General features: G+C 76.2%; 22 protein-coding genes. 15 read left to right on the forward strand and 7 right to left on the reverse strand.

The genetic code is table 11. From position 1 onward, the window contains the following. Nucleotides 1-17 precede the first annotated feature (17 nt). On the forward strand, nt 18-623 hold the full coding sequence (gene leuD / locus ACI79Y_RS01825) for a 3-isopropylmalate dehydratase small subunit (RefSeq protein WP_457156846.1): 606 nt from the start codon (nt 18-20) through the stop codon (nt 621-623). Nucleotides 624-741: 118 nt separating this feature from the next. Here leuD and ACI79Y_RS01830 read toward each other — a convergent pair whose 3' ends face one another. The 3 genes from ACI79Y_RS01830 to cofC are packed head-to-tail and all read right to left on the reverse strand — an operon-like array spanning nt 742 to nt 4,452. Beyond that, nucleotides 742-1,725 (reverse strand): NUDIX hydrolase, encoded by a 984-nt coding sequence (locus ACI79Y_RS01830; protein WP_457156847.1) that lies wholly within the window; start codon nt 1,723-1,725, stop codon nt 742-744. Next, nucleotides 1,709-3,784, reverse strand: coding sequence for an RNA degradosome polyphosphate kinase (locus tag ACI79Y_RS01835; protein ID WP_457156848.1), 2,076 nt, complete (start codon nt 3,782-3,784; stop codon nt 1,709-1,711). The genes ACI79Y_RS01830 and ACI79Y_RS01835 overlap by 17 nt, the downstream gene beginning before the upstream one ends. A 14-nt stretch (nt 3,785-3,798) precedes the next feature. Continuing rightward, entirely contained in the window at nt 3,799-4,452 is a 654-nt protein-coding gene (gene cofC / locus ACI79Y_RS01840; protein WP_457156849.1) for a 2-phospho-L-lactate guanylyltransferase, read from the reverse strand. A gap of 91 nt (nt 4,453-4,543) precedes the next feature. Here cofC and ACI79Y_RS01845 point away from each other — a divergent pair, with 91 nt between their 5' ends. The 7 genes from ACI79Y_RS01845 (at nt 4,544) to ACI79Y_RS01875 (ending at nt 12,412) form a co-directional block, all read left to right on the forward strand. Then, on the forward strand, nt 4,544-5,965 hold the full coding sequence (locus tag ACI79Y_RS01845) for a serine hydrolase domain-containing protein (RefSeq protein WP_457156850.1): 1,422 nt from the start codon (nt 4,544-4,546) through the stop codon (nt 5,963-5,965). Continuing rightward, the gene (locus ACI79Y_RS01850; RefSeq protein WP_457156851.1) at nt 5,962-7,500 is read left to right on the forward strand and encodes an amidohydrolase; all 1,539 of its coding nucleotides are present in this window, start codon (nt 5,962-5,964) and stop codon (nt 7,498-7,500) included. The genes ACI79Y_RS01845 and ACI79Y_RS01850 overlap by 4 nt, the downstream gene beginning before the upstream one ends. Nucleotides 7,501-7,591: 91 nt before the next feature. Next, nucleotides 7,592-8,392 (forward strand): lysophospholipid acyltransferase family protein, encoded by an 801-nt coding sequence (locus ACI79Y_RS01855; protein ID WP_457156852.1) that lies wholly within the window; start codon nt 7,592-7,594, stop codon nt 8,390-8,392. Beyond that, a complete protein-coding gene (locus tag ACI79Y_RS01860; RefSeq protein WP_457156853.1) occupies nt 8,389-9,384 on the forward strand; it encodes an NAD(P)H-dependent glycerol-3-phosphate dehydrogenase in 996 nt (331 codons plus the stop codon). Before ACI79Y_RS01855 ends, ACI79Y_RS01860 begins: the two co-directional genes overlap by 4 nt. Nucleotides 9,385-9,429: 45 nt before the next feature. Then, nucleotides 9,430-10,602 (forward strand): cystathionine gamma-lyase, encoded by a 1,173-nt coding sequence (locus ACI79Y_RS01865; RefSeq protein ID WP_457156854.1) that lies wholly within the window; start codon nt 9,430-9,432, stop codon nt 10,600-10,602. Between the two features lie 23 nt (nt 10,603-10,625). Next, entirely contained in the window at nt 10,626-11,744 is a 1,119-nt protein-coding gene (locus ACI79Y_RS01870) for a D-alanine--D-alanine ligase family protein (RefSeq protein WP_457156855.1), read from the forward strand. Further along, on the forward strand, nt 11,741-12,412 hold the full coding sequence (locus tag ACI79Y_RS01875) for a hypothetical protein (RefSeq protein ID WP_457156856.1): 672 nt from the start codon (nt 11,741-11,743) through the stop codon (nt 12,410-12,412). Before ACI79Y_RS01870 ends, ACI79Y_RS01875 begins: the two co-directional genes overlap by 4 nt. Nucleotides 12,413-12,490: 78 nt before the next feature. On the opposite strand, the gene ACI79Y_RS01880 is transcribed toward ACI79Y_RS01875, so the two are convergent. Further along, a complete protein-coding gene (locus tag ACI79Y_RS01880; protein ID WP_457156857.1) occupies nt 12,491-13,006 on the reverse strand; it encodes a DUF3515 family protein in 516 nt (171 codons plus the stop codon). Nucleotides 13,007-13,108: 102 nt separating this feature from the next. Next, nucleotides 13,109-13,468: an Lrp/AsnC family transcriptional regulator gene (locus tag ACI79Y_RS01885; RefSeq protein ID WP_457156858.1), complete on the reverse strand. Its 360-nt coding sequence runs from the start codon at nt 13,466-13,468 to the stop codon at nt 13,109-13,111. A 2-nt stretch (nt 13,469-13,470) separates the two neighbouring features. On the opposite strand from ACI79Y_RS01885, the gene ACI79Y_RS01890 reads away from it, so the two are divergent. The 4 genes from ACI79Y_RS01890 (at nt 13,471) to ACI79Y_RS01905 (ending at nt 16,520) form a co-directional block, all read left to right on the forward strand. Then, nucleotides 13,471-14,472: a thiamine-phosphate kinase gene (locus ACI79Y_RS01890; RefSeq protein ID WP_457156859.1), complete on the forward strand. Its 1,002-nt coding sequence runs from the start codon at nt 13,471-13,473 to the stop codon at nt 14,470-14,472. Then, nucleotides 14,456-14,995, forward strand: coding sequence for a GNAT family N-acetyltransferase (locus ACI79Y_RS01895; protein WP_457156860.1), 540 nt, complete (start codon nt 14,456-14,458; stop codon nt 14,993-14,995). Before ACI79Y_RS01890 ends, ACI79Y_RS01895 begins: the two co-directional genes overlap by 17 nt. Beyond that, nucleotides 14,983-15,609 (forward strand): cytidylate kinase-like family protein, encoded by a 627-nt coding sequence (locus tag ACI79Y_RS01900; protein WP_457156861.1) that lies wholly within the window; start codon nt 14,983-14,985, stop codon nt 15,607-15,609. Before ACI79Y_RS01895 ends, ACI79Y_RS01900 begins: the two co-directional genes overlap by 13 nt. Nucleotides 15,610-15,734: 125 nt before the next feature. Then, nucleotides 15,735-16,520, forward strand: a complete 786-nt coding sequence (locus ACI79Y_RS01905; protein ID WP_457156862.1) for a transglutaminase-like domain-containing protein — start codon at nt 15,735-15,737, stop codon at nt 16,518-16,520. Here the strand turns inward: ACI79Y_RS01905 and ACI79Y_RS01910 are convergent. Continuing rightward, entirely contained in the window at nt 16,505-17,458 is a 954-nt protein-coding gene (locus ACI79Y_RS01910; protein WP_457156863.1) for an NAD(+)/NADH kinase, read from the reverse strand. The genes ACI79Y_RS01905 and ACI79Y_RS01910 overlap by 16 nt on opposite strands. A gap of 3 nt (nt 17,459-17,461) precedes the next feature. Next, nucleotides 17,462-18,883, reverse strand: coding sequence for a dihydrolipoyl dehydrogenase family protein (locus ACI79Y_RS01915; RefSeq protein ID WP_457156864.1), 1,422 nt, complete (start codon nt 18,881-18,883; stop codon nt 17,462-17,464). Between the two features lie 35 nt (nt 18,884-18,918). Between ACI79Y_RS01915 and ACI79Y_RS01920 the strand changes: the two genes are divergently transcribed. The 3 genes from ACI79Y_RS01920 to ACI79Y_RS01930 all read left to right on the forward strand — a co-directional run bounded on the left by ACI79Y_RS01920 (nt 18,919) and on the right by ACI79Y_RS01930 (nt 21,192). After that, nucleotides 18,919-19,437, forward strand: a complete 519-nt coding sequence (locus ACI79Y_RS01920) for a flavin reductase family protein (protein WP_457156865.1) — start codon at nt 18,919-18,921, stop codon at nt 19,435-19,437. A gap of 134 nt (nt 19,438-19,571) precedes the next feature. Then, the gene (locus ACI79Y_RS01925; protein ID WP_457156866.1) at nt 19,572-20,114 is read left to right on the forward strand and encodes a sigma-70 family RNA polymerase sigma factor; all 543 of its coding nucleotides are present in this window, start codon (nt 19,572-19,574) and stop codon (nt 20,112-20,114) included. Continuing rightward, nucleotides 20,098-21,192: a hypothetical protein gene (locus ACI79Y_RS01930; RefSeq protein WP_457156867.1), complete on the forward strand. Its 1,095-nt coding sequence runs from the start codon at nt 20,098-20,100 to the stop codon at nt 21,190-21,192. Before ACI79Y_RS01925 ends, ACI79Y_RS01930 begins: the two co-directional genes overlap by 17 nt. Nucleotides 21,193-21,199 lie beyond the last annotated feature (7 nt).

Below are 21,199 nucleotides of genomic sequence, written 5' to 3' on the forward strand. Positions count from 1 at the left end.
CGCTGGAGAGCTGCATCATGGACGCCTTCACCACGCACACCGGCACCGCGGCGCCGCTGCGGCGCAGCAACGTCGACACCGACCAGATCATCCCGGCCGAGTACCTCAAGCGGATCACCCGCACCGGGTTCGAGGACGGGCTGTTCGTCGCCTGGCGCACCAACGAGCCGGACTTCGTGCTCAACCAGCCGCAGTACGCCGACGCCTCGATCCTGGTCGCCGGCCCCGACTTCGGCACCGGCTCCTCGCGTGAGCACGCGGTGTGGGCGCTGCTCGACGGCGGTTTCCGGGTGGTCATCAGCTCCCGGTTCGCCGACATCTTCAAGAACAACTCGACCAAGTCCGGGCTGCTCACCGTGCTGCTCCCGCAGGCCGACGTCGAGGCGCTCTGGACCGCGATCGAGGCCGACCCGGCCACCGCGGTGACCGTCGACCTGCGGGCCAGGCAGGTCACCTACGCCGACGTCACGGTGCCGTTCGACATCGACGACTACACCCGCTGGCGACTGCTGGAGGGGCTCGACGACGTCGGGCTCACCGAGCGCCACCTGGACGACGTCGCGGCGTTCGAGGCCCGCCGCCCGTCCTGGAAGCCGGCGGCCCTCCCTGCCCTCCCTGCCTGACGGCAGTGGGACAGGCAGTGATCAGGTGACCTGATCACTGCCTGTCCTCCCGCGGCGACGTTGGTGCGGGAGGACGGTCACTGGTGCGGGGGACGGGCGCCGGACCGGTGGTCCTTCGTCAGCTGCTGGCGGCGGCGACCCGGCCGGCGGCGCCGGTCGCCCGGCCTGCGGGAGCCGCCGGGTCGGCGCTGAAGTCGCGGTAGTAGTCGGCGGCGAGCGTGCCGGGGCGGCCGCTGAGCGCCCACACGCTGCCCTTGGCCGCCGGTGGCCACAGCGCCCCTGCCGTGCCGTGCCAGCGCACCCCCAGCGACAGCAGCACCGAGGGGATCGCCCCGCCCTGGCTGCAGACGACGGTCACGCCGTCGTCCGGCGCGTCGGTGGTGAGCAGCCGTTCGACGAGGGCCAGCCCCGCCTGCGGGTCGGCGTCGAACCCGTCCTCGCCGAGCTCGGGCGCCTCGCCCACCGGCAGGCCCAGCTCCTCGGCGAGCGGCGCCACGGTCTCCCGGCAGCGCAGCGGCGGGGCGCTGAGCACCCGGACGGGGTTGAAGGCCGGCAGCACCGCGGCCAGCGCGGCCGCCTGACCGCGGCCCCGGCGGTCCAGCGGCCGCTCGTCGTCCGGGCCGGCCCAGTCGCCGCGCTCGCCGGCCGACGCGTGCCGGACCAGCAGCAGCTGCGGCATCCGCGGGACGTCGGTGCGGGCCAGGTCGTGGAGCACCGCGCGGTCGTGGTCGTGGGTGACCAGCCGGCCGGCGTCGGGCAGCGGGAGCCAGCGCAGCTCGTCGACCTCCCCGTTGGGCGTGAAGTCCCCGCCGGCGGCGCGCATCACCCAGTAGTCGACCCGCTTGGGGCCGTGCCGGTGCTCGTAGCGGGTCTGCACGCTGCGCCGGCCGACGACGGTGCGCAGGCCGGTCTCCTCCTCCACCTCTCGGACGGCGGCCAGCAGCGGGTGCTCCCCGGCGTCCAGCTTGCCCTTGGGCAGCGACCAGTCGTCGTACTTCGGCCGGTGCACCAGGGCGGTCTCGAGCACGCCGCCGGGGCCGGGGCGCCACACGGCACCGCCGGCGGCCGGGATCAGCGGGGCGGCCTCAGGCAGCGTGCTCACCCCGCCCGGTGAGCAGCTCCAGCTGGTGGTCCCGCTCCCCGGTCCGGGTCCAGGCGCCGTCGGCGGACAGCTCCCAGCAGCGCACGTCGGGCGCCAGTGCCCGGTCGAAGACCTCCTGCAGCTGACGCTGCGCGGCCGGGTCGTTGACCCGCAGCAGCACCTCCACCCGGCGGTCGAGGTTGCGGTGCATCAGGTCGGCGCTGCCGATCCACCACTCCGGCGACCCGTCGTTGACGAAGCTGATCGCCCGCGAGTGCTCCAGGAACCGGCCGACGATCGAGCGCACCCGGATGTTCTCGCTCAGCCCCGGGACGCCCGGCCGCAGCGCGCAGATGCCGCGGATGAGCAGCTCGACCGGCACGCCGGCCAGCGATGCCTCGTAGAGCGCGTCGATGATCTGCTCGTCGACCAGCGAGTTCACCTTGATCCGGATGCCCGAGGGGCGTCCCTCGGCGGCGTGCCGGGCCTCGCGGCGGATCCGCTCGACCAGCCCGGTCCGGACGCCGCGGGGCGCCACCAGCAGCGACCGGTAGGTGGTCTGCCGCGAGTAGCCGGTGAGGGTGTTGAACAGGTCGGTGAGGTCGGCGCCCACCCGCGGGTCGGCGGTGAGGATGCCCATGTCCTCGTATATCCGCGCGGTCTTGGGGTTGTAGTTGCCGGTGCCGATGTGGCAGTAGCGGCGGATCACCCCGTTCTCCATCCGGACCACCAGCGCCGTCTTGCAGTGCGTCTTCAGGCCGACCAGCCCGTAGACGACGTGGCAGCCGGCCCGCTCCAGCGAGCGGGCCCAGCTGATGTTGGCCTCCTCGTCGAACCGCGCCTTGATCTCGACCAGGACGACGACCTGCTTGCCCGCCTGGGCCGCCTCGATCAGCGCCGAGACGATCGGGGAGTCGCCGGAGGTGCGGTAGAGGGTCTGCTTGATCGCCAGCACGTGCGGATCAGCGGCCGCCTGCTCGATGAACCGCTGCACGCTGGTGGCGAAGGAGTCGTAGGGGTGGTGCACCAGCACGTCGCCCTCGCGCAGCGTGGCGAAGACGCTCTTGGGCGTCTCGCCCTCGCTCAGCCGCGGGTGGGTGGCCGGCACGAACGGCTCGTCCTTCAGCTCGGGCCGGTCCAGGTCGTAGAGCTCCATCAGCGAGGCCAGGTCCAGCAGGCCGGGCACCGAGACGACGTCGGCCGGGCTGATCTCCAGCTCGGAGACGAGCACGTCGAGGATCTGCGGGTCCATCGCCGCGGTGACCTCCAGGCGCACCGCCGGCCCGAACCGGCGCCGGGCGAGCTCCCGCTCCAGCGCCTGCAGCAGGTCCTCGTCCCGGTCCTCCTCGACCTCCAGGTCGGCGTTGCGGGTCACCCGGAACAGGTGGTGGTCGAGCACGTCCAGGCCGGGGAACAGCTGGCCGAGGTGGGCGGCGATCAGGTCCTCCAGCGGGAGGAAGACCGCCGTCGCGTCGCTGTGCTGCCCCCCGGCCGGGGACACCGGGATGAACCGGGGCACGTTGTTGGGCACCTTCACCCGCGCGAACCGGGGCGCGCCGGTGTCCGGGTCGCGGACGGAGACCGCCAGGTTCAGCGAGAGCCCGCTGATGTAGGGGAAGGGGTGCGCCGGGTCGACCGCCAGCGGGGTGAGCACCGGGAACACCTGGTCGCGGAAGTACTCGCGCAGCCGCATCGCGTCGGCGTCGGCGAGGTCGCTCCAGTGCAGGATCCGGATGCCCTGCTCCTCCAGCAGCGGGGTGACGTCCTTGGTGAAGACCCCGGCGTGCCGGTGCATGAGGTCCTGGGTGCGCTCGGTGACCCGGGTCAGCTGCTCGCGGATGGTCAGCCCGTCGGGGGACCGGACGGTGAGCCCGGTGCTCTGCCGGCGCTTGAGGCCGGCGATCCGGACCATGAAGAACTCGTCGAGGTTGCTGGCGAAGATGGAGAGGAACTTCACCCGTTCCAGCAACGGCAGGCTGTCGTCCTCGGCCAGTTCGAGCACCCGGGCGTTGAAGTCCAGCCAGGAGAGCTCGCGGTTGAGGAACCGGTCGGCGGGCAGCGTCGGGTCGGCGGCAGGCACGGGTCGATCCTGCCTCACCGAGGTGACCAGCAGGTGGCCGACAGGAGTGCCGTGCTCCGCGGCCCCAGCCCGAGCCGTTCGGCGGCCCGCAGGTCGGCAGGCGTGTCGACGTCACGGCGCAGCCCCGGCCGGCTGCCGCTGAGCGGGACGGCGCCGCTCGCCGCGTGCGCGACGGCCGAGGCCGGCCCGAAGCGCGGGTCCAGCCCGACGCCGGGGCCCGCGCACAACAGCGTCGTCCCGGTGCCCGCGGCGTCGGCGACGAACGCCCGCGGCTGCGCCACCGCCTCCTGCAGGGCGGCGGTCAGCTCCGCCGGGCGCAGCGCCGGCAGGTCGGAGGAGAGCGCCGCGACGGCGGCCGCCCCGGTGCGCCGCGCATGCGCCGCGCCGTGCGCCAGCGCGGCGTTGAGCCCGCGGTCGGGTTCGTCGCCGACGGTGGCCGCCCCCAGGGCGGTGGCGACGGCGGCGGCCCGCGGCTCGTCGGTGACCACCAGCACCCCGGCGACGGCGTCCGCGGCAAGCGCGGCGGCGACGGTGTCGGCCAGCAGGGCCAGCACCAGCTCCTCGTGCCGGGCGGTGGCCTCCGAGCCGAGACCGGTGGTCAGCGGGGCCAGCCGCGTCTTGGCCGACGCCAGCCGCTTGGCCGGCACGACCACGGACCACTGCTGCACCGGGCCATGTCAGCACACCGCCCGTGCGACCGCCGACCGGCCCGTGTGGTGGGCTGCTGCCGCACCGTCCCCTCCCGAGGAGCGCCCGAGGATGAGCAGCACCCCCGACCGCACCGCCGGCCGCACCGCTGATGTCGTCGCGGCGGCCGCGCCGTACCTGGAGTCGTGGCTGGAGCACCAGCGCCGGCGGGGCCGGGTACCCGGTGTGCAGGCGGCGGTCCGGGTGGGGGGCCGGCTGGTCCTCGACGTCGCGCTCGGGGTCGCCGACGAGACCACCGGTGCACCGCTCACGCCGCGGCACCTGTTCCGGATCGCCTCCCACTCCAAGACCTTCACCGCCACTGCGGTGCTGCAGCTGGTCGAGGCCGGCCGGCTGCGGCTGGACGACCCGGTCGGCTCCTGGGTGCCCGACCTGCCCGCGGCGGTCGGGGCGGTGACCGTCCGGGAGCTGCTGGGGCACCAGTCCGGCCTGCTCCGCGACGGCGCGGACAACGACTTCTGGCAGCTGCTGCACGCCTTCCCGGACGCGCCGCGGCTGCGGGAGCTCGTCGGCGGCCCGGACGCCGTCGTCTTCGGGCGCAACGAGCACTTCAAGTACTCCAACGTCGGCTACTCCCTGCTCGGCCTGGTGATCGAGGCGGTCACCGGTGTGGGCTACGCCGAGCACGTCCAGGGCGCGGTGGTCGACCCGCTCGGGCTGGCCGACACCGGACCGGAGTGGGACCCGGCCCGCGCCACCGAGTACGCCGCCGGGCACACCGCGCTGCTGGAGGGCGAGCCGACCCGGCTGCGCATCCCGCACGTCGACACCCGGGCGATGGCCGCGGCCACCGGCTTCTGGTCGACCGCCCGCGACCTGTCGGCGTTCTTCGCCGCGCACGCGACCGGGAACGACCGACTGCTCCCCGAGGCGGCCAAGCGGCTGATGCGCCGGCCGGAGTCGGAGATCCGCGCCCACGGCCAGGAGGCCCGCTGGTACGGGCTGGGGATGGACCTGCGCACTGTGGGGGAGCGCCGGCTGGTGGGCCACAGCGGGGGCTACCCGGGGCACATCACCCGCACCTGGCTCGACCCGGAGGCGGAGCTGGTGGTCAGCGTGCTGACCAACTGCCTGGAGGGCCCGGCCGACGTGCTGGCCCGGGGTCTGATCGGGTTGGTCGACCTGGCCCTGGCCGCGCCGGGCGACACCGCCGGCGGGGACCTCGCCCGCTTCGCCGGCCGCTTCGCCAACCTGTGGGGGGTCACCGACGTGGCCCTGCTCGGCGGCCGCCTGGTGCTGCTGCACCCCGGCTCGCCGGCGCCGGCCGAGGAGCACCTGGAGCTCACCGCGGTCGACGGGGCGACGCTGCGCCAGGAGTCGGTGGCCGGCTTCGGCTCCGCAGGGGAGCGGGTCGAGTACGAGTGGGCCGACGATGGCACGGCCGCCGCCGTCCGGATCGGCGGCATCACCTCGTGGCCGGTGGAGGTGTTCCGCGCCCGCCGCGCCGCGCAGCTGGCCGGGGAGCCGGGGTGAGCGGGCTGCTGCTGCGCCGCGCCCGGCTGGGGCGGGCCGTGCGGGACGTGCTCGTCTGTGGCGGCCGGGTGGTGGCGATCGCCGACGAGCTCACCGCCGCCACCCCCGGGCTGGACGGGTGGCCGGGCGACGGCGCACCGCCGGAGGTCGTCGACCTCGACGGGGCCGTGCTGCTGCCCGGGCTGCAGGACGCGCACGTGCACCTGGAGCAGTGGGCCGCGGCCCGCCGGCGGATCGACGTCTCGACCGCCGGGTCGCCGGAGCAGGTGGCGGCCCAGATCGCCGCGGTGCTGGCCGCCGCGCCGCCCGCGGAGGGCGCCGTCGTGGTGGCCCAGGGCTTCCGGGACGCGCTGTGGCGCACGCCGCCCGACGCCGCGGTGCTGGACGCCGTCCTGCCCGGTCTGCCGGTGGTGGTGGTCAGCGGGGACCTGCACACCGCGTGGTGCAGCAGCGCGGCCGTGCGGCGGCTGGGGCTGCGCACCGCCGACGGCGTGGTCCGGGAGCACGAGGCGATGGAGGTCTACGCCGCCGCGGAGTCCGCCGGCCCGGAGGTCCGCGACGAGTGGGTGCTGGCGGCCACCGACGCGGCGGCCGCCCGCGGGGTGACCGCGGTGGTCGACCTGGAGTACGACGACCTGGTCACCGCGTGGGCGCGGCGCGCGGCCCGGCGCCCGGGTGGGCCCGCGGTGCGGGTGGCCGCTGGTGTCTACGTCGACCGGCTGGCCGGGGTGCTGGCCGCGGGCCTGCGCAGCGGCGACCCGCTGCCCGGGGTGGCCGACCCGGTGGCCGCCGACCGGCTGCGGCTGGGCCCGCTGAAGGTCTTCGTCGACGGCTCGCTCGGCACCCGGACGGCGTACTGCTCGCACGCCTACCCCGGGGTCTCCGGGCCCGGGGCGCACGGCGTCCTGCGCACCGAGCCGGCCGAGCTGGAGCGGCTGCTGCGCCGGGCCGGCTCGGCCGGGCTGGACCTGGCGGTGCACGCCATCGGCGACCGCGCCGCCGCTGTCGCGCTGGACGGGTTCGCCGCCGCGGGCGTGCGCGGGCGGATCGAGCACGCCCAGCAGGTGGCCGAGGTCGACCTGCCGCGCTTCGCCGAGCTCGGCGTGGTGGCCAGCGTGCAGCCGCGGCATGCGCTGGACGATCGGGACGCCGCCGACCTGCACTGGGCCGGTACGACCGGCTCGGCCTTTCCCTACGGCGCGCTGGTCGCCGCCGGTGCGCGGCTGGTGCTGGGCTCCGACGCCCCGGTGGCGCCGCTGGACCCCTGGGACGGGATCGCCGCCGCGGTGCACCGCTCGCTGGACGAGCGGGCCGCCTGGCACCCCGAGCAGCACCTGGACCTGGCGGTCGCGCTGCGCGCCGCCAGCGGCGGTCGCGGCGCGGTGCGGGTGGGCGACGTCGCCGACCTGGTGGTCGTCGCCGAGCCCCCGGCCACCGTGCTGGCCCGCGACGGCGCCGCCGGCCTGCGCCGCACCGAGGTGCTCGCCACCCTGGTCGGCGGCCGGTTCACCCACCGCGGGGGTGGGCCGGCGTAGGGGCGCTTGCGCACCGCCGGGGGGCGGGGGGCACGATCATGAGCTGGGTCACCAGCGCGATGTGCGCCGGCCCCGGGACAGGAGGGTGCACGTGTCGCAGGACGAGGGGGCCCCGGACCGCTGGGCGGGCGGCACCCGGCCGCCGCGGCGGACGACCCGCGGGTCGGTGCCGTTCGCGTTCTGGCTCTGCGTGCTCGTCGTGTACCCGACGGCGTCGCTGGTGTTCCGGCTGCGGTACCGGCACGTCGAGCGGATCCCACCGACCGGCGGCGTGCTGCTGGTGGCCAACCACGTCTCGGTGCTCGACCCGCTCGGCTGCGCCCGGCTGGTCTGGGACGCCGGACGGGTGCCGCACTTCCTCGCCAAGGACACGCTGTTCTCCGGCCTGGCCGGCACCATCCTGCGCGCCGCCGGGCAGATCCCGGTCTCCCGCGGGTCGGGCACGGCCAGCTCCTCGGTGCAGGCGGCCAGGGACGCGCTCGACGCCGGTGCGGTGGTGGTGATCTACCCGGAGGGCTCGGTCACCCGCGACCCGGACTGGTGGCCGATGCAGGCGCGCACCGGGGTCGCCCGGCTGGCGCTGTCCACCGACGCCGTCGTGCTGCCGGTGGCCCAGTGGGGGCCGCAGCGGGTGCACGACTACCACGCCAAGAAGCTGCACCTGCGGCTGCGGACCCCGGTGGAGTACCGGGTGGGGGAGCCGGTCGACCTCGCCGGGCAGCGAGCCGAGGTCCGCGCCGGCCGGGCGCTGAGCCCGGAGCTGCTGCGCGAGGTGACCGACCTGGTGATGTCCCGGGTCCGCGACGAGCTCGGCGAGCTGCGCGGCCAGACCCCGCCGACCGCCTTCACCCCCCGCCCGGCCGGGCGTGCGCTGCCCGGGAACGCGGCGTGACCCGGGCCGCGGTGCTCGGCGCCGGCTCCTGGGGCACCACCTTCGCCAAGGTGCTGGCCGACGCCGGCAGCGCGGTGACGCTGCACGCCCGCCGTCCCGAGTTGGCCGAGGCGATCGCCGACACCCGGGAGAACGCCGAGTACCTGCCGGGGGTGCGGCTGCCCGATGCGGTACGGGCCACCGGCGACGCGGCGGAGGCGCTCGCCGGCGCCGACGTCGTCGTGCTGGCCGTGCCCAGCCAGACGCTGCGGCAGAACCTGACCGACTGGGCCGCCCTGCTCCCGGCCGACGCCACGCTGCTGTCGCTGATGAAGGGCGTGGAGCTGGGCACCACCAAGCGGATGAGCGAGGTGATCTGCGAGGTCACCGGCGCCGGCGCCGACCGGGTGGCCGCGTTGTCGGGGCCCAACCTGGCCCGGGAGATCGCCGAGGAGCAGCCCTCGGCCACCGTGATCGCCTGCGCCGACACCGGGCGGGCGGAGGCGCTGCAGGCCGCCTGCCACACCCCGTACTTCCGGCCGTACACGAACGCCGACCTGGTGGGCTGCGAGCTCGGCGGCGCGGCGAAGAACGTCATCGCGCTGGCCTGCGGCATCGCCGCGGGGCTGGGCTACGGCGACAACACCCGCGCCTCGCTGATCACCCGCGGGCTGGCCGAGACCACCCGCCTGGGCCTGGCGCTCGGCGCCGACGCCGCCACCTTCGCCGGGCTGGCCGGGCTCGGTGACCTGGTCGCCACCTGCTCCTCCCCGCTGTCCCGCAACCGCACGTTCGGTGAGCACCTGGGGCAGGGCATGTCGGTGGCGGAGGTCGAGCAGATCACCCGGCAGACCGCCGAGGGGGTCAAGAGCTGCCGGTCGGTGCTCGACCTGGCCCGCGCGCACGGGGTCGACGTGCCGATCACCGAGGCCGTCGTCCGGGTGTGCCACGAGGGCGAGTCGGCGGGCCGGATGGTGCGGGAGATGATGTCCCGCGAGGCGAAACCCGAGTAGACCCCGCCGGGTCGCCGCCGCCCGCCACCCGGAGAGGACTTCCCCGTGACCACCCCTGATCTGCCCACCGGGCTCGGCGACGGCACCCGGCTGGTGCACGCCGGCGACGAGCCCCCGTTGCCGGGGACACCGCTCCGTCCGTCCCCGGTGTTCGCCGCGCCGTACCACCTGGGCGACGAGGCCCCCGGCTGGCAGGGCGCCGACGGCTACGCCCGCCCGGACAACCCGACGCTGCGGGTGTTCGAGCGAGCGGTCGGCGAGCTGGACGGCGGTGACTGCCTGTCCTTCGCCACGGGGATGGCCGCGATCAGCTCCGCCGTCCTCGCGCTGGTCGCCCCCGGTGACCGGGTCGTGCTGCCCTCGGACGGCTACTACGCCACCCGGGTGCTCGCCCGGGACGAGCTGGCCCGGTTCGGCGTGCGGGTGGAGCTCGTGCCCACCCTGGAGATCGCGGACGTCGCCGCCCGCGGGGACCTCGACGGCGCCCGCCTGGTGCTGCTGGAGACGCCCAGCAACCCGCAGCTGGACGTCTGCGACATCGCCGCCGTCGCGGCGGCCACCCAGGCGTCGGGGGCGGTGCTGGTGGTCGACAACACCACGGCCAGCCCCATCGGGCAGCGCCCGCTCGCCCTGGGCGCAGACGTCACCGTCGGCTCGGACACCAAGGCGCTGACCGGGCACAGCGACGTGCTGCTCGGCCACGTGAGCACGGCCCGCACCGAGCGGGGCCGGGAGCTCCACACCCGGATCGCCGCCTGGCGCAAGACCACCGGCAACACCCCCGGGGCGTTCGAGGCCTGGCTGGCGCACCGCTCGATGGGCACCCTGGACCTGCGGCTGGCCCGGCAGGCGGCCAACGCCGCCGCGCTGTCGGAGCTGCTGGCCGGGCACCCGGCGGTCCGTGGGGTCCGGTGGCCGTGGCGCCCGCAGGACGCCTCCTACGCACTGGCGACCCGGCAGATGCTGCGCCCCAACGGCGTGGTCTCTGCCGAGCTCGCCGACGAGGCCGCGGTGGCGCACCTCGTCCGCAGCAGCCGGCTGATCGCGGCCGCCACCAGCTTCGGTGGCATCCACACCACCGTCGACCGGCGGGCGCAGTGGGGCGGGGACGCCGTACCGGCGGGCTTCGTGCGCTTCTCCTGCGGGATCGAGGACACCGCCGACCTGGTCGCCGACCTCGAGGCCGGCCTCTCCGCGCTGCCTGCCGTGGCCGGCTGAGTGCTCGGCTAGGGTCGGCGGCGATGACGGGGAAGCCGGGCAAGACGAGGGTCGCGGTCGTGTTCGGCGGGCGGAGCGCGGAGCACGCGATCTCCTGCGTCTCGGCCGGCAGCGTGCTGGCCGCGCTCGACCCGGAGCGGTACGAGGTGGTGCCGGTGGGCATCACCCGGGACGGCCGCTGGGTGCTGCACGACGGCAAAGCGCTGGCCATCGAGGGCGGCCGGCTGCCCGAGGTCACCGACGGCACCGCGGTCTCCCTGGTGGGCGACCCGGCCGGGCGGGGCCTGGCGGTGCTCGACGCCGGTCAGGCGATCGGCCGGCTGACCGAGGTCGACGTCGTCTTCCCGGTGCTGCACGGTGCCTACGGCGAGGACGGCACCATCCAGGGCCTGCTGGAGATGTCCGGGCTGCCCTACGTGGGCTCCGGGGTGTTCGCCAGCGCGGCGTCGATGGACAAGGAGTTCACCAAGAAGCTGCTCTCCGCCGCCGGCATCCCGCAGGGCGACCACGTGGTGCTGCGCGACGCCGCCGGTGCACTCCGCGCCGACCCGGAGCTGCTCGACGCCCCGGCCAGGGAGCGGCTGGGGCTGCCGGTGTTCGTCAAGCCCTCGCGGGCCGGCTCCAGCATCGGCATCACCAAGGTCACCGACTGGGCGCAGTTCCCCGACGCGGTGGCGACGGCGGCCGCGGTCGACCCGAAGGTGATCGTGGAGGCCGCCGTCCCCGGCCGGGAGATCGAGTGCGGCGTGCTCGCCCGGCCCGGCTCGCCGGTGCCCGACACCAGCCTGCCGGCGGAGATCCGGCTGCGGCCGGGAACCGACTGGTACGACTTCGACGCGAAGTACCTCGACGAGGCCGTGGAGTTCGACGTCCCGGCCGACCTCACCCCGGCGCAGACCGCCGCGGTGCAGGAGATGTCCCGGCGGGCCTACCTGGCGATGGACTGCCGGGGGCTGGCCCGGGTCGACTTCTTCGTCGCCCCCGACCCCGACACCGGTGCCGACCGGCTGGTGGTGAACGAGGTGAACACGATGCCCGGCTTCACCCCGATCTCGATGTTCCCGCGGATGTGGGCGGCCACCGGCGTCAGCTACCCGGAGCTGGTCGACCGGCTGGTGCGCAGCGCCCTGGACGCCGGATGACCTCCCGGCTGCTGCCACGCTCCGCGCTGGCGGCGGTCCTGCTGGCGGTCGCTCCGGTGTCCGCCGGCTGCGCCGACCCCGGGACGCCCCCGGAGGCGTCCACGGGTCCGGCCGTGAGCAGCACGATGGCGGCGCTGCCGACCGACGCCCGGGGGCTGGAGCGGCTGCTGGTCGACGAGGTGCCCTCCGGGCTGCCCCGGGTGCCCGACGGCGACCTCGACCCGCCGGCGGGGGAGAAGACCGTCGACGACGTCGCCGGGTACGGCGAGGACGCCGCGCGGCAGCAGGAGGTGCTCGGCGAGTACGGGTACCTCCGCGGCTGGGAGCGGTTCTGGCGCGACGGCCCGCGGATCACCAGCGTCTTCATCGACCAGTTCGACGGCCCGGACGGCGCGGCGGCCTACGCCGAGGACCTGGCCCGCAACGACGCCGAGTACTACGGCGGCACCCTGGACCGCTCGCCGGCCGGCCTGCCCGAGGACTGCGTGCTGATGGCGATGCCCGCGGCGGTGCCCGAGCACGGGCTGGAAGGCCCCCCGGCGTTCGCCTGGTGCACCCGCGGGGCGTTCACCGTCGCGGTGGCCTCGGTGCAGTCGACGGCGGAGGAGGCGCGGTCCGAGCTGTCCGCCGTCGTCGCCGACCAGCTCGCCCGCCTCCCCGCCGGCTGACGACGGGTCCTGAGCCGATGGCCGCCGTGCAGGGGCCCGCCGCGAGCTCGCGAGTGGCGGGGGCACGGGGGTCCTTCCTCAGTCGGCGGGGGCCGGGTCGGTGTAGGGCAGCGTGGTCGCGATGATCGGGCTCAGCGCCTGCGGCAGCGAGCTGTCGGCGCTCGCCGGCACCCGCACCTGCACCGGCACCAGCCGGTCGATCGTCGTCCACACGTAGACGTCGGGGTCGGAGGTGTCGACCAGCCACTGGACGCCGCTGAGCTGGAACGCGGTGGTGTCCTCCTGCCCGGCGGTCACCGGGTCGACGCCGCACACGAGCACCTGCGCCGGGTCGCCCCAGGCGTAGGCGAACAGCGAGTCGGAGTCGACCATCCGCGAGGTCTCCCCGGCCAGCTCCAGCGGCAGCTGGTCCATCAGCACCGGGCAGGCGAGCTCCGCCTCCGGCGTCACCTCCGGGGTGTCGACCTGTACCGGCGGCAGGTCGCCGCGCGGCGCCGACGTCGTGCCGGTGACCTCGGCCACCGCGTCGTCGTCCGGCTCGTCGTCATCGCCGAGCACGTTGACCAGCACGAGCAGCACGATCAGCAGCGGCACCGCGACGGCCAGCGCGATCAGCGCGGCCCGGCGCAGCGGGTCGGGCCCCGGCGCCGGGGACGGCGCGGGGTCGGCGGGGGAGTGCGGTGCGGTGCTCAGGGCTCAGATGTTGACGACGGGGCAGGTCAGCGTGCGGGTGATGCCGTCGACAGACTGGACCCGGGCCACGACCAGCCGGCCGAGCTCGTCGACGGTGTTCGCCTCGGCCCGCACGATCACGTCGTAGGGGCCCGTGACGTCCTCCGCCTTGGTCACGCCGGCGATCTCGCTGATGCTCGCGGCGACCGCGGCTGCCTTGCCGACTTCGGTCTGGATCAGGATGTAGGCGTGGACCACGGGTTGACCTTCCTCGGGCGTCACCACGTCGGCAACGGCTGGGGGCGATACCGGCCTGCCGATCAGCAGGCCGACCGGCAACGTACCCCAGCGACCGGTGGTGCCCGGTGACTCGGCCCCGTCCACTGGTGCCCCGCCCCGACCCGGCCGACAACGTCGGTGTGGTCGGGGAGTTCGGGGTGATCGCCCGGGTGCTCGCCCGGTCCGGGTCGGCGCGGGTGGCCGAGGTCGGCCCCGGTGACGACGCCGCGGTGCTGCGCGCCCCCGACGGGCGGGTCGTGGCCTGCACCGACGTCCTGGTGGAGGGCCGGCACTTCCGCCGCGACTGGTCCTCGGCCGAGGACGTCGGTCACAAGGCCGCCGCGGCCAACCTGGCCGACGTCGCCGCCATGGGCGCGGTCCCCACGGCGCTGCTCGTCGGCCTGGCCTGCCCGGCCGACACCCCCGCCGTGTGGCTCGAGGGCGTCGCCGACGGGATGGCGGAGGAGTGCGCGCCCTTCGGCGCGGCCGTCGTCGGCGGGGACACCACGGCCTGCGCCCCGGACTCCGCCTCCGTCGTCCTCTCGGTGACCGCGCTGGGCGATCTGGGCGGGCGGGCACCGGTGCGCCGGGACGGCGCCCGCCCGGGTGACGTGGTCGCCGTCGCCGGCCGGCTGGGCTGGTCGGCGTGTGGGCTGGCGGTGCTGCGCCGCGGCTTCCGCGCCCCGGCCGCGGCGATCGCCGCGCACCGCCGTCCCACCCCGCCCTACGCCGCGGGCCCGGCCGCCGCCGACGCCGGTGCCACCTCGATGTGCGACACCAGCGACGGGCTGCTCGCCGACGCCGGCCACCTGGCCGCCGACAGCGGTGTGGGCATCGACCTGGACCGCGCGGCGCTGGCCGCGTTCGTCACCGGTCCGCTGCCGCAGGTCGCCGCGGCGCTGGGCGGCGACCCGCTGGGCTGGGTGCTCACCGGCGGGGAGGACCACGCCCTGGTGGCCACCTTCCCGCCCACCGCGGTGCTGCCGGCGGGCTGGACCGTCATCGGCCGGGTGCACGACGACGCGTCGGGGGTCGAGGTGGACGGCGTGCCCGCCGCGCAGGTGGCCGCCGACCTGGGGGAGGCGACGGGGCATGTCCACTTCGGCTGAGCCGGCGGCGCTGGACCAGGTGCGGCTGCGGCCGGTGGGATACGAGGACCCGGTGGCCCAGCAGCTGATCGAGCGGGTGCAGCAGGAGTACGTGCTGCGCTACGGCGGCCGGGACGACGCGGTCGTCGACCCGGCCGAGTTCGCTCCGCCGCGGGGGTTGTTCCTGGTCGCCGAGGTCGACGGGGTGCCGGCGGCGTGCGGCGGCTGGCGGGTGCACGACGCGGCGACGGGCACCGTCGAGCTCAAGCGGATGTACGTGGAGCCGGGCTTCCGGCGGCGGGGACTGGCCGCCCTGGTGCTCGCCGCGCTGGAGCGCAGCGCGGCCGACGCCGGGCACCGGCACCTGCTGCTGAACTCCGGGGACCGGCAGCCCGAGGCGCTCGCGCTGTACGCGCGGCACGGCTACACCCCGGTCGCGGGTTACGGCATCTACGCCGACTCGCCCGAGGCGGTCTTCCTCGGCAAGAAGCTGTCGGGTGCCGACCCGACCGACGGCACGGAGGAGGGCGCATGGGCGTCGTGACGGTGTCGGCGTCGTTCGGCGCGGGCGGGGCGGAGATCGCCCCCGCCGTGGCCGAGCGGCTCGGGCTGGCGTTCCACGACCGGGTGATCCCGGCGCAGGTCGCCGGCCGGCTGGGGGTGCCCGTCGCCGAGGCGGAGGCCAACGACGAGACGGTCACCCGGGGCCTGTGGCGGCTGGTCAGCTCGCTGGGCACCATGCCGGACCCGGTGGGCGGGGTGCTGCCCACCTCGTCGCTGCCCGACGAACGCGCCTACCGGGCGCAGACCGAGCGGGTGCTGGGCGAGATCGCCGACGGTGCCGGGGGCGTGGTGCTGGGCCGGGCGGCGGCGATGGTGCTGCGCGGCCGGCCCGACGTGCTGCACGTGCGGCTGGACGGGCACCCCGACCGGCGGCTGGCCGCCGCGGTGGCGCACCTGGGCCTGCCCGAGGACGAGGTGCGCCGCGAGCGGGACGCCGCCGACGCCGCCCGCACCGCCTACGTGCGGCACTTCTACCGGTGCGACCCGGCCGACGCCCGGCACTACCACCTGGTGGTCGACAGCACCGAGCTCGCGCACGACACCGTCGTCGACCTGGTGGTCACCGCCGCGCGGGCCCGCGGGATCGGCGGCTGACCCGGGTGTCCTCCCGCGGAGGTCGTGGTCTGCCCACCCGGGGTGGGCAGAGCACGACTCCCCGGGTGGGCAGAGGCGAGCGGCGGCGCCACACGGCTGACACACGAGCCGGTCAGGATGCGTGCATGCGCACCGACGTCGCCTGCCGGCTCACCGTCTCCTCCCCCGCCCCGGCGACGGCGCTGCTGCAGGTCGCGCTGGCCGCACCGGCCGGTGAGCAGCTCACCGTGCTCTGCGACGGGCAGCCGGTGGCGGCCGAGGAGATCGCCGTCCCCGGCGCGCGCGTGCACCGGCTGCAGCTGCCGGCCGGCGAGACGACGATCGCCTACACCGGGCACGTGACCGGGGACGGCCGGCCGCGGGAGGTGACCGCGGCCGACTGGGCGGAGTTCGTCCGCCCCAGCCGCTACTGCCCCTCGGACCAGCTGGAGGGCTACGCCGGCACCGAGTTCGACCGGTCGGCGCCCCGCGCCGAGCTGGTCGCCACCGTGGCCGCCTGGGTGCACGACCGGCTGGTGTACACCGCCGGCTCCAGCCGGCCGGTGGACACCGCGGTCGACACCCTGCTCCTCGGCCAGGGCGTGTGCCGGGACTACGCGCACCTGACCGTCACGCTGCTGCGCGCGCTGGAGGTGCCGGCCCGGCTGGTCGCCGTCTACGCCCCGGGGCTGTCCCCGATGGACTTCCACGCCGTGGTCGAGGCCGACGTCGACGGCGTGTGGCAGACCGTCGACGCGACCCGGCTGGCGCCGACGTCGGCGCTGGTGCGGATCTGCTCCGGGCGCGACGCCGCCGACACCGCCTTCCTGTCGCTGTTCGGCGGGCAGGCCACCCTCGGCGCGATGACGGTCACCGCCACCGTCGACGGCGAGCTGCCCGCCCCCAGCGCGGAGCCCTACGCGCTGGCCTGAGGGCCCCGGCCCGGTACGGACGCCCCACCCGGCTGGCGGCGGCGCAGCTCCTCGGGCACCAGCTCGACCAGCTCCTCGGGCAGCAGCGGCAGGTCCAGCAGGGAGAGCTTGACCCGGCTGCGGTCGGCTGCGGCCCAGTCGTCCAGGCGCACCAGCAGCCCGGCGTCCGCGCGGGAGGAGACGTGCAGCTCGTCGCCCGGTGCGAGCCGGCCGCGGACCAGCCCGTCGACCTCCACCGCCGGCCGGCCGGCGGTGGCCGGGAGGGTCAGCACGAGCGGCTCCTGGGGGCCGAGGACGACGGTGCGGTCGATGCCGTTCAGCGGCGCCGACGGCGTGACCAGCACCCCCTGGGCGCCCGGGGACATCACCGGACCACCCGCGGCGAAGTTGTAGGCGGTCGAGCCCATCGAGGTGGCGATGATCACGGCGTCGCTCCGGTAGTGCCCGTACCGGCGGCCGGCCACCGAGAGCGTCGCGTCGACCATCCCCTCCCCCGGCACCCGGGCGAGGACGACGTCGTTGAAGGCGACGGTCTCCCAGCCGGGTCCGCGCACCACCAGACAGCTGCGCGACTCGATGGTCGAGCGCCCCTCGGCCATCGCGGTCAGGGCGGCATCGAGCTCGCGGCCCTCCACCTCGGTGAGGAACCCCAGCCGCCCGAAGTTGACCCCCAGCACCGGCACCGGCCGGCCGACGACCAGCCGCATCGCCCCGAGCAGGGTGCCGTCGCCGCCGAGGGCGATGATCCCGTCGCAGGTGTCGCCGAGCTCGCTCACCGGGACCGGGGTGACCCCGGTCAGCCCCAGCCGGGCGACGTCCTCGACAGCGGCGACCAGCTCGACGTCGTGGGTGTCGGTCCAGGCCGCGACCTGCCCAGCCGCACCCGCGCAGTCCCGGTGCGGGTGCAGGACCAGCCCGATCCGGCTGCCGTCGTGCACCCCTCAGCCCCGGTAGCTCTCGAGCAGGCGCAGCCAGATCTCGCTGATCGTCGGGTACGACGGGACGGCGTGCCACAGCCGGCTGATCGGCACCTCCCCGACCACCGCGATGGTCGCCGAGTGCAGCAGCTCGGCCACGCCCTCGCCGACGAAGGTCATCCCGAGCAGCACCTCCCGGTCGGTGTCCACCACCGCGATCGCCGTCCCGGAGTAGCCGTCGGCGAAGACGGCCGCACCGGCCACGCTGCCGATCGGGTACTCGACCACCCGGTGCGGGAGCCCGGCGTCGGCCGCCTGCGCGGCGGTCAGCCCGACCGCGGCCACCTGCGGGGAGGTGAAGACGACGCTGGGCGTGGCCCGGCGGTCGGCGGTGGCCACGAACGGCGACCAGTCGGACAGGTCGGCCTGCGCACCGCGCGCCCGGGCGACGATCGCCGCGCCGGCCTGCCGGGCCTGGTACTTGCCCATGTGGGTGAGCTGGGCGCGCCCGTTGACGTCACCCACGCCGTACAGCCAGGGCAGGCCGGCGACCTGCAGGGTGTCGTCGACGTCCAGGTACTCCCCCGGCGTCAGCCCCACGGTGTCCACGCCGACGTCGTCGGTGTTGGCGGCGCGGCCGGTGGCGACCAGCACCTCGTCGCCGCGGAACTCCCCGGTCGAGCAGGCGAGCACCACCTCGTCGCCGTCGCGGCGGGCGGTGCGCACCTCGGTGCCCAGCCGGACGTCGACGCCGAGTTCGCGCAGGGAGTCCACGACCGCCTCCCCGGCCGCCGGCTCCAGGTGCGGCAGCAGCCGCTCGCCGTGCTGGAGCAGCGTGACCTGGGAACCCAGCTGCTGCCAGGCGGTGGCCATCTCGCAGCCCACGTAGCCGCCGCCGACCACGAGCAGCCGGCCGGGCGCCTCCTTCGCGCTGGTCCCCTCGCGCGGGGTCCACGGCCGGACGTCGGCCAGCCCGTCGACCGGCGGGACGGCGGCCCGCGACCCGGTGCAGACCGCCACCGCGTGCCGGGCGGTGAGCACCAGCTCGTCCCCGTCGTCGGTGGTGACCACCACCCGCCTCTCCCCCGCCAGCCGGGCGTGGCCGCGGACCAGCGCGATGCCCGCGCCGTCGACCCACTCCACCTGGGAGGCGTCGTCCCAGTGGCTGGTGAAGTCGTCGCGCCGGGCCAGGGTGGCCGCCACGTCCTGCTCGCCGGTGACCGCGGCCGCGGCGCCGGGCACCGCGCGGGCCTGGCCGAGCACCTCGCTGCCGCGCAGCAGGGTCTTGCTGGGCATGCACGCCCAGTAGGAGCACTCGCCGCCGACGAGTTCGGACTCGACGAGCACGGCGCTCAGGCCGCCGCGGACGACGATGTCGGCGACGTTCTCGCCGGTCGACCCGGCGCCGAGGACGACGACGTCGAAGGACTGCTCTGCATCGGTCACCCGGCCATCCTGGCGGTTGTGGTCGACTGGCCGCCATGTCGGTCGATGCGCAGGAGTTCGCCGCCGCCCTCCGCCAGTACGCCGCCGGGGTGGTCCTGCTGACCGTGCGCGACGACATCGACGACGTCGGGACGACGGTCACCTCGCTGATGAGCGTCTCGGCCGACCCGCCGCTGGTCGCGATCGGCCTGGCCGCCGACGGCTACCCGGCCGAGGTGCTCCAGTCGGTGGGCTCGGCGGTCGTCAACGTGCTGGCGGCGCCGCAGGCGATCCTGGCCAGCCGGTTCGCCTCCGCCGGGCGGCCCAGCGCCCGGCACCTGCTGGAGTCCGTGCCCTGGCACCGGGCGCCGGTCAGCGACGCGATCGTGCTCGACGGCGCTCTGGCGGCGCTGGACTGCCGGGTGCACTCGGTGGTCGAGGCCGGCAGCCACGTCGTCGTCCTGCTGTCGGTGGAGGGGGTGCCGGTGCTCGGCGACGGCGACCCACTGGTGCGGCTGCGCGGCCGCTGGACCGACGGCGCCGGACGGCTCGCCGGCCGCCGGGAAGGCTCGTGACGGCCCCGTCCGGAGGCTCGCCCTGAGCTCGGGAAGGGTGAGAGGGACGGGCTCCTCTGTCACATCCGCGGCGTCGGCGGTGCTGTAGAGGTGTGGACGTCGTTGGGCAGGGCCGGGTCGCACCGTTCAGCGCGGTGCGCACGGCCGCACGGGTCAACACGGCCGTGAGGGGCGCGCGCCAGGCGGTGCACCCCGACCTCGAGCAGGTGTTCCGCGACGGCTACCCGCGGGTGGTCGCCGTGGCCGCCCGCGTCCTCGGCTCGCGTGACGAGGCCGAGGACGTCGCCCAGGAGGTGTTCCTGGCGTTCAGCCGGTCCGCGGTGCCCGCCGCCGAGGCGCCGGGGTGGCTGTCGGTCGCCGCGGCGCACACCGCGCTGAACCTGATCCGGTCGGGCCGCCGCCGCTCGACCCGGGAGGCGGCCGTCGCCGACCGGGACGACCTGGTCCCCGACGTCGCCGACACCGTCGTCGCCCGCGACGACTCCCGCCGGGTGCGCGCCGCCCTCGCCCGGCTCCCCCGCCCCCAGGCGCTCGCCCTCGTGCTGCGCCACAGCGGCCTCAGCTACGCCGAGGTCGCGGCGGCCCTCGGCCTCTCCCCCGGCAGCGTCGGCACCACCGTCCGACGCGCCGAATCCGCCCTGCGCAAGGAGTTGACCCACGATGCGTCTGCGAACTGACCCCCACCCGGCCGACGGCATGCTGCGCCGGCTGGTCGACGAGCCCGCCGGCGTCCCCGACGCCGACCGCGCCCACGTCGCCGGCTGCCCGGCCTGCCTGCAGCGGCTGGACGCCGTCCGGGCCGACGCCACCGCCGCCGCGACGGCCCTGTCCACCACCGACGCCACCCCGGACGTCGACCGCGCCTGGCTGCGGCTGCAGGCGGCGACCCGGCCGACCGCGACCCCCTCCACCGCGGCCCGCACCGCCGCACCGGCCCGCAGCTGGCGGAACCGGCTGCGCAGCCCCGTGGTCGCCGCGTTCGGCGTCGTCCTGGTCGTGGGGGGTGCGGGTGCCGCGGCCGCGGGCGACTGGGTGCAGGTGTTCCGCACCGAGGAGATCGCCCCGGTCGCGGTCACCCAGGCCGACCTGGTCGGCCTGCCCGACCTCTCCGGGTACGGCACGCTGCGGCCGGTCGCCGAGCCGGACGTGCGGGAGGTCGCCGACGCCGCGGCCGCCGAGGAGGTCACCGGCCTGACGGTGCCGCAGGTCGACGAGCTGCCGCGCGGCGTCACCGGTCGGCCCACGTACACCGTCGGCGACCAGCTGGTCGCCGAGTTCACCTTCTCCGCCGACCGGGCGGCGGCCGCGGCCGGTGAGCAGCTGCCCCCGGTGCCCGCCGGGCTCGACGGCAGCACGTTCCGGCTGACCGCCGGCCCGGGGGTCGCCGCGGTCTGGTCGGAGGCCCGCGGGCTGCCCGCCCTCGCGGTCGGCCGGGTGAACGCCCCGACCGCGGAGTCCAGCGGCGTCCCCTTCGACGTGGCCCGCGACTACCTGCTGTCCCTGCCGGGGCTGCCGGACTCCCTCGCCGACCAGCTGCGCACCTTCACCGCCGACGGCACGACCCTCCCGCTGCCGGTGCCGGCCGAGCTGGCGACGACCTCCACCACCGAGGTCGACGGCGCCGAGGCGACCGTGCTGGCCTCCCGCGACGGCCTGCTGCACGGCGTCGTCTGGGTCGCCGACGGCGTCGTGACCGGCGTGGCCGGGACGATCAGCGAGGACGAGGTGCTCGACGTCGCCCGGGGGCTGCGCTGACCGCGCC

The sequence above is a fragment of the Modestobacter sp. SYSU DS0875 genome (assembly GCF_054050915.1).

Excerpts from the sequence above, each read along its gene's own strand:
- ACI79Y_RS01875 (WP_457156856.1), top strand. The coding sequence starts at position 11,741 with ATGACCTCCCGGCTGCTGCCACGCTCCGCGCTGGCGGCGGTCCTGCTG.
- ACI79Y_RS01900 (WP_457156861.1), top strand. The coding sequence starts at position 14,983 with ATGGGCGTCGTGACGGTGTCGGCGTCGTTCGGCGCGGGCGGGGCGGAG.
- ACI79Y_RS01920 (WP_457156865.1), top strand. The coding sequence starts at position 18,919 with ATGTCGGTCGATGCGCAGGAGTTCGCCGCCGCCCTCCGCCAGTACGCC.
- ACI79Y_RS01930 (WP_457156867.1), top strand. The coding sequence starts at position 20,098 with ATGCGTCTGCGAACTGACCCCCACCCGGCCGACGGCATGCTGCGCCGG.
- ACI79Y_RS01895 (WP_457156860.1), top strand. The coding sequence starts at position 14,456 with ATGTCCACTTCGGCTGAGCCGGCGGCGCTGGACCAGGTGCGGCTGCGG.
- ACI79Y_RS01905 (WP_457156862.1), top strand. The coding sequence starts at position 15,735 with ATGCGCACCGACGTCGCCTGCCGGCTCACCGTCTCCTCCCCCGCCCCG.
- ACI79Y_RS01870 (WP_457156855.1), top strand. The coding sequence starts at position 10,626 with ATGACGGGGAAGCCGGGCAAGACGAGGGTCGCGGTCGTGTTCGGCGGG.
- ACI79Y_RS01845 (WP_457156850.1), top strand. The coding sequence starts at position 4,544 with ATGAGCAGCACCCCCGACCGCACCGCCGGCCGCACCGCTGATGTCGTC.
- leuD (WP_457156846.1), top strand. The coding sequence starts at position 18 with ATGGACGCCTTCACCACGCACACCGGCACCGCGGCGCCGCTGCGGCGC.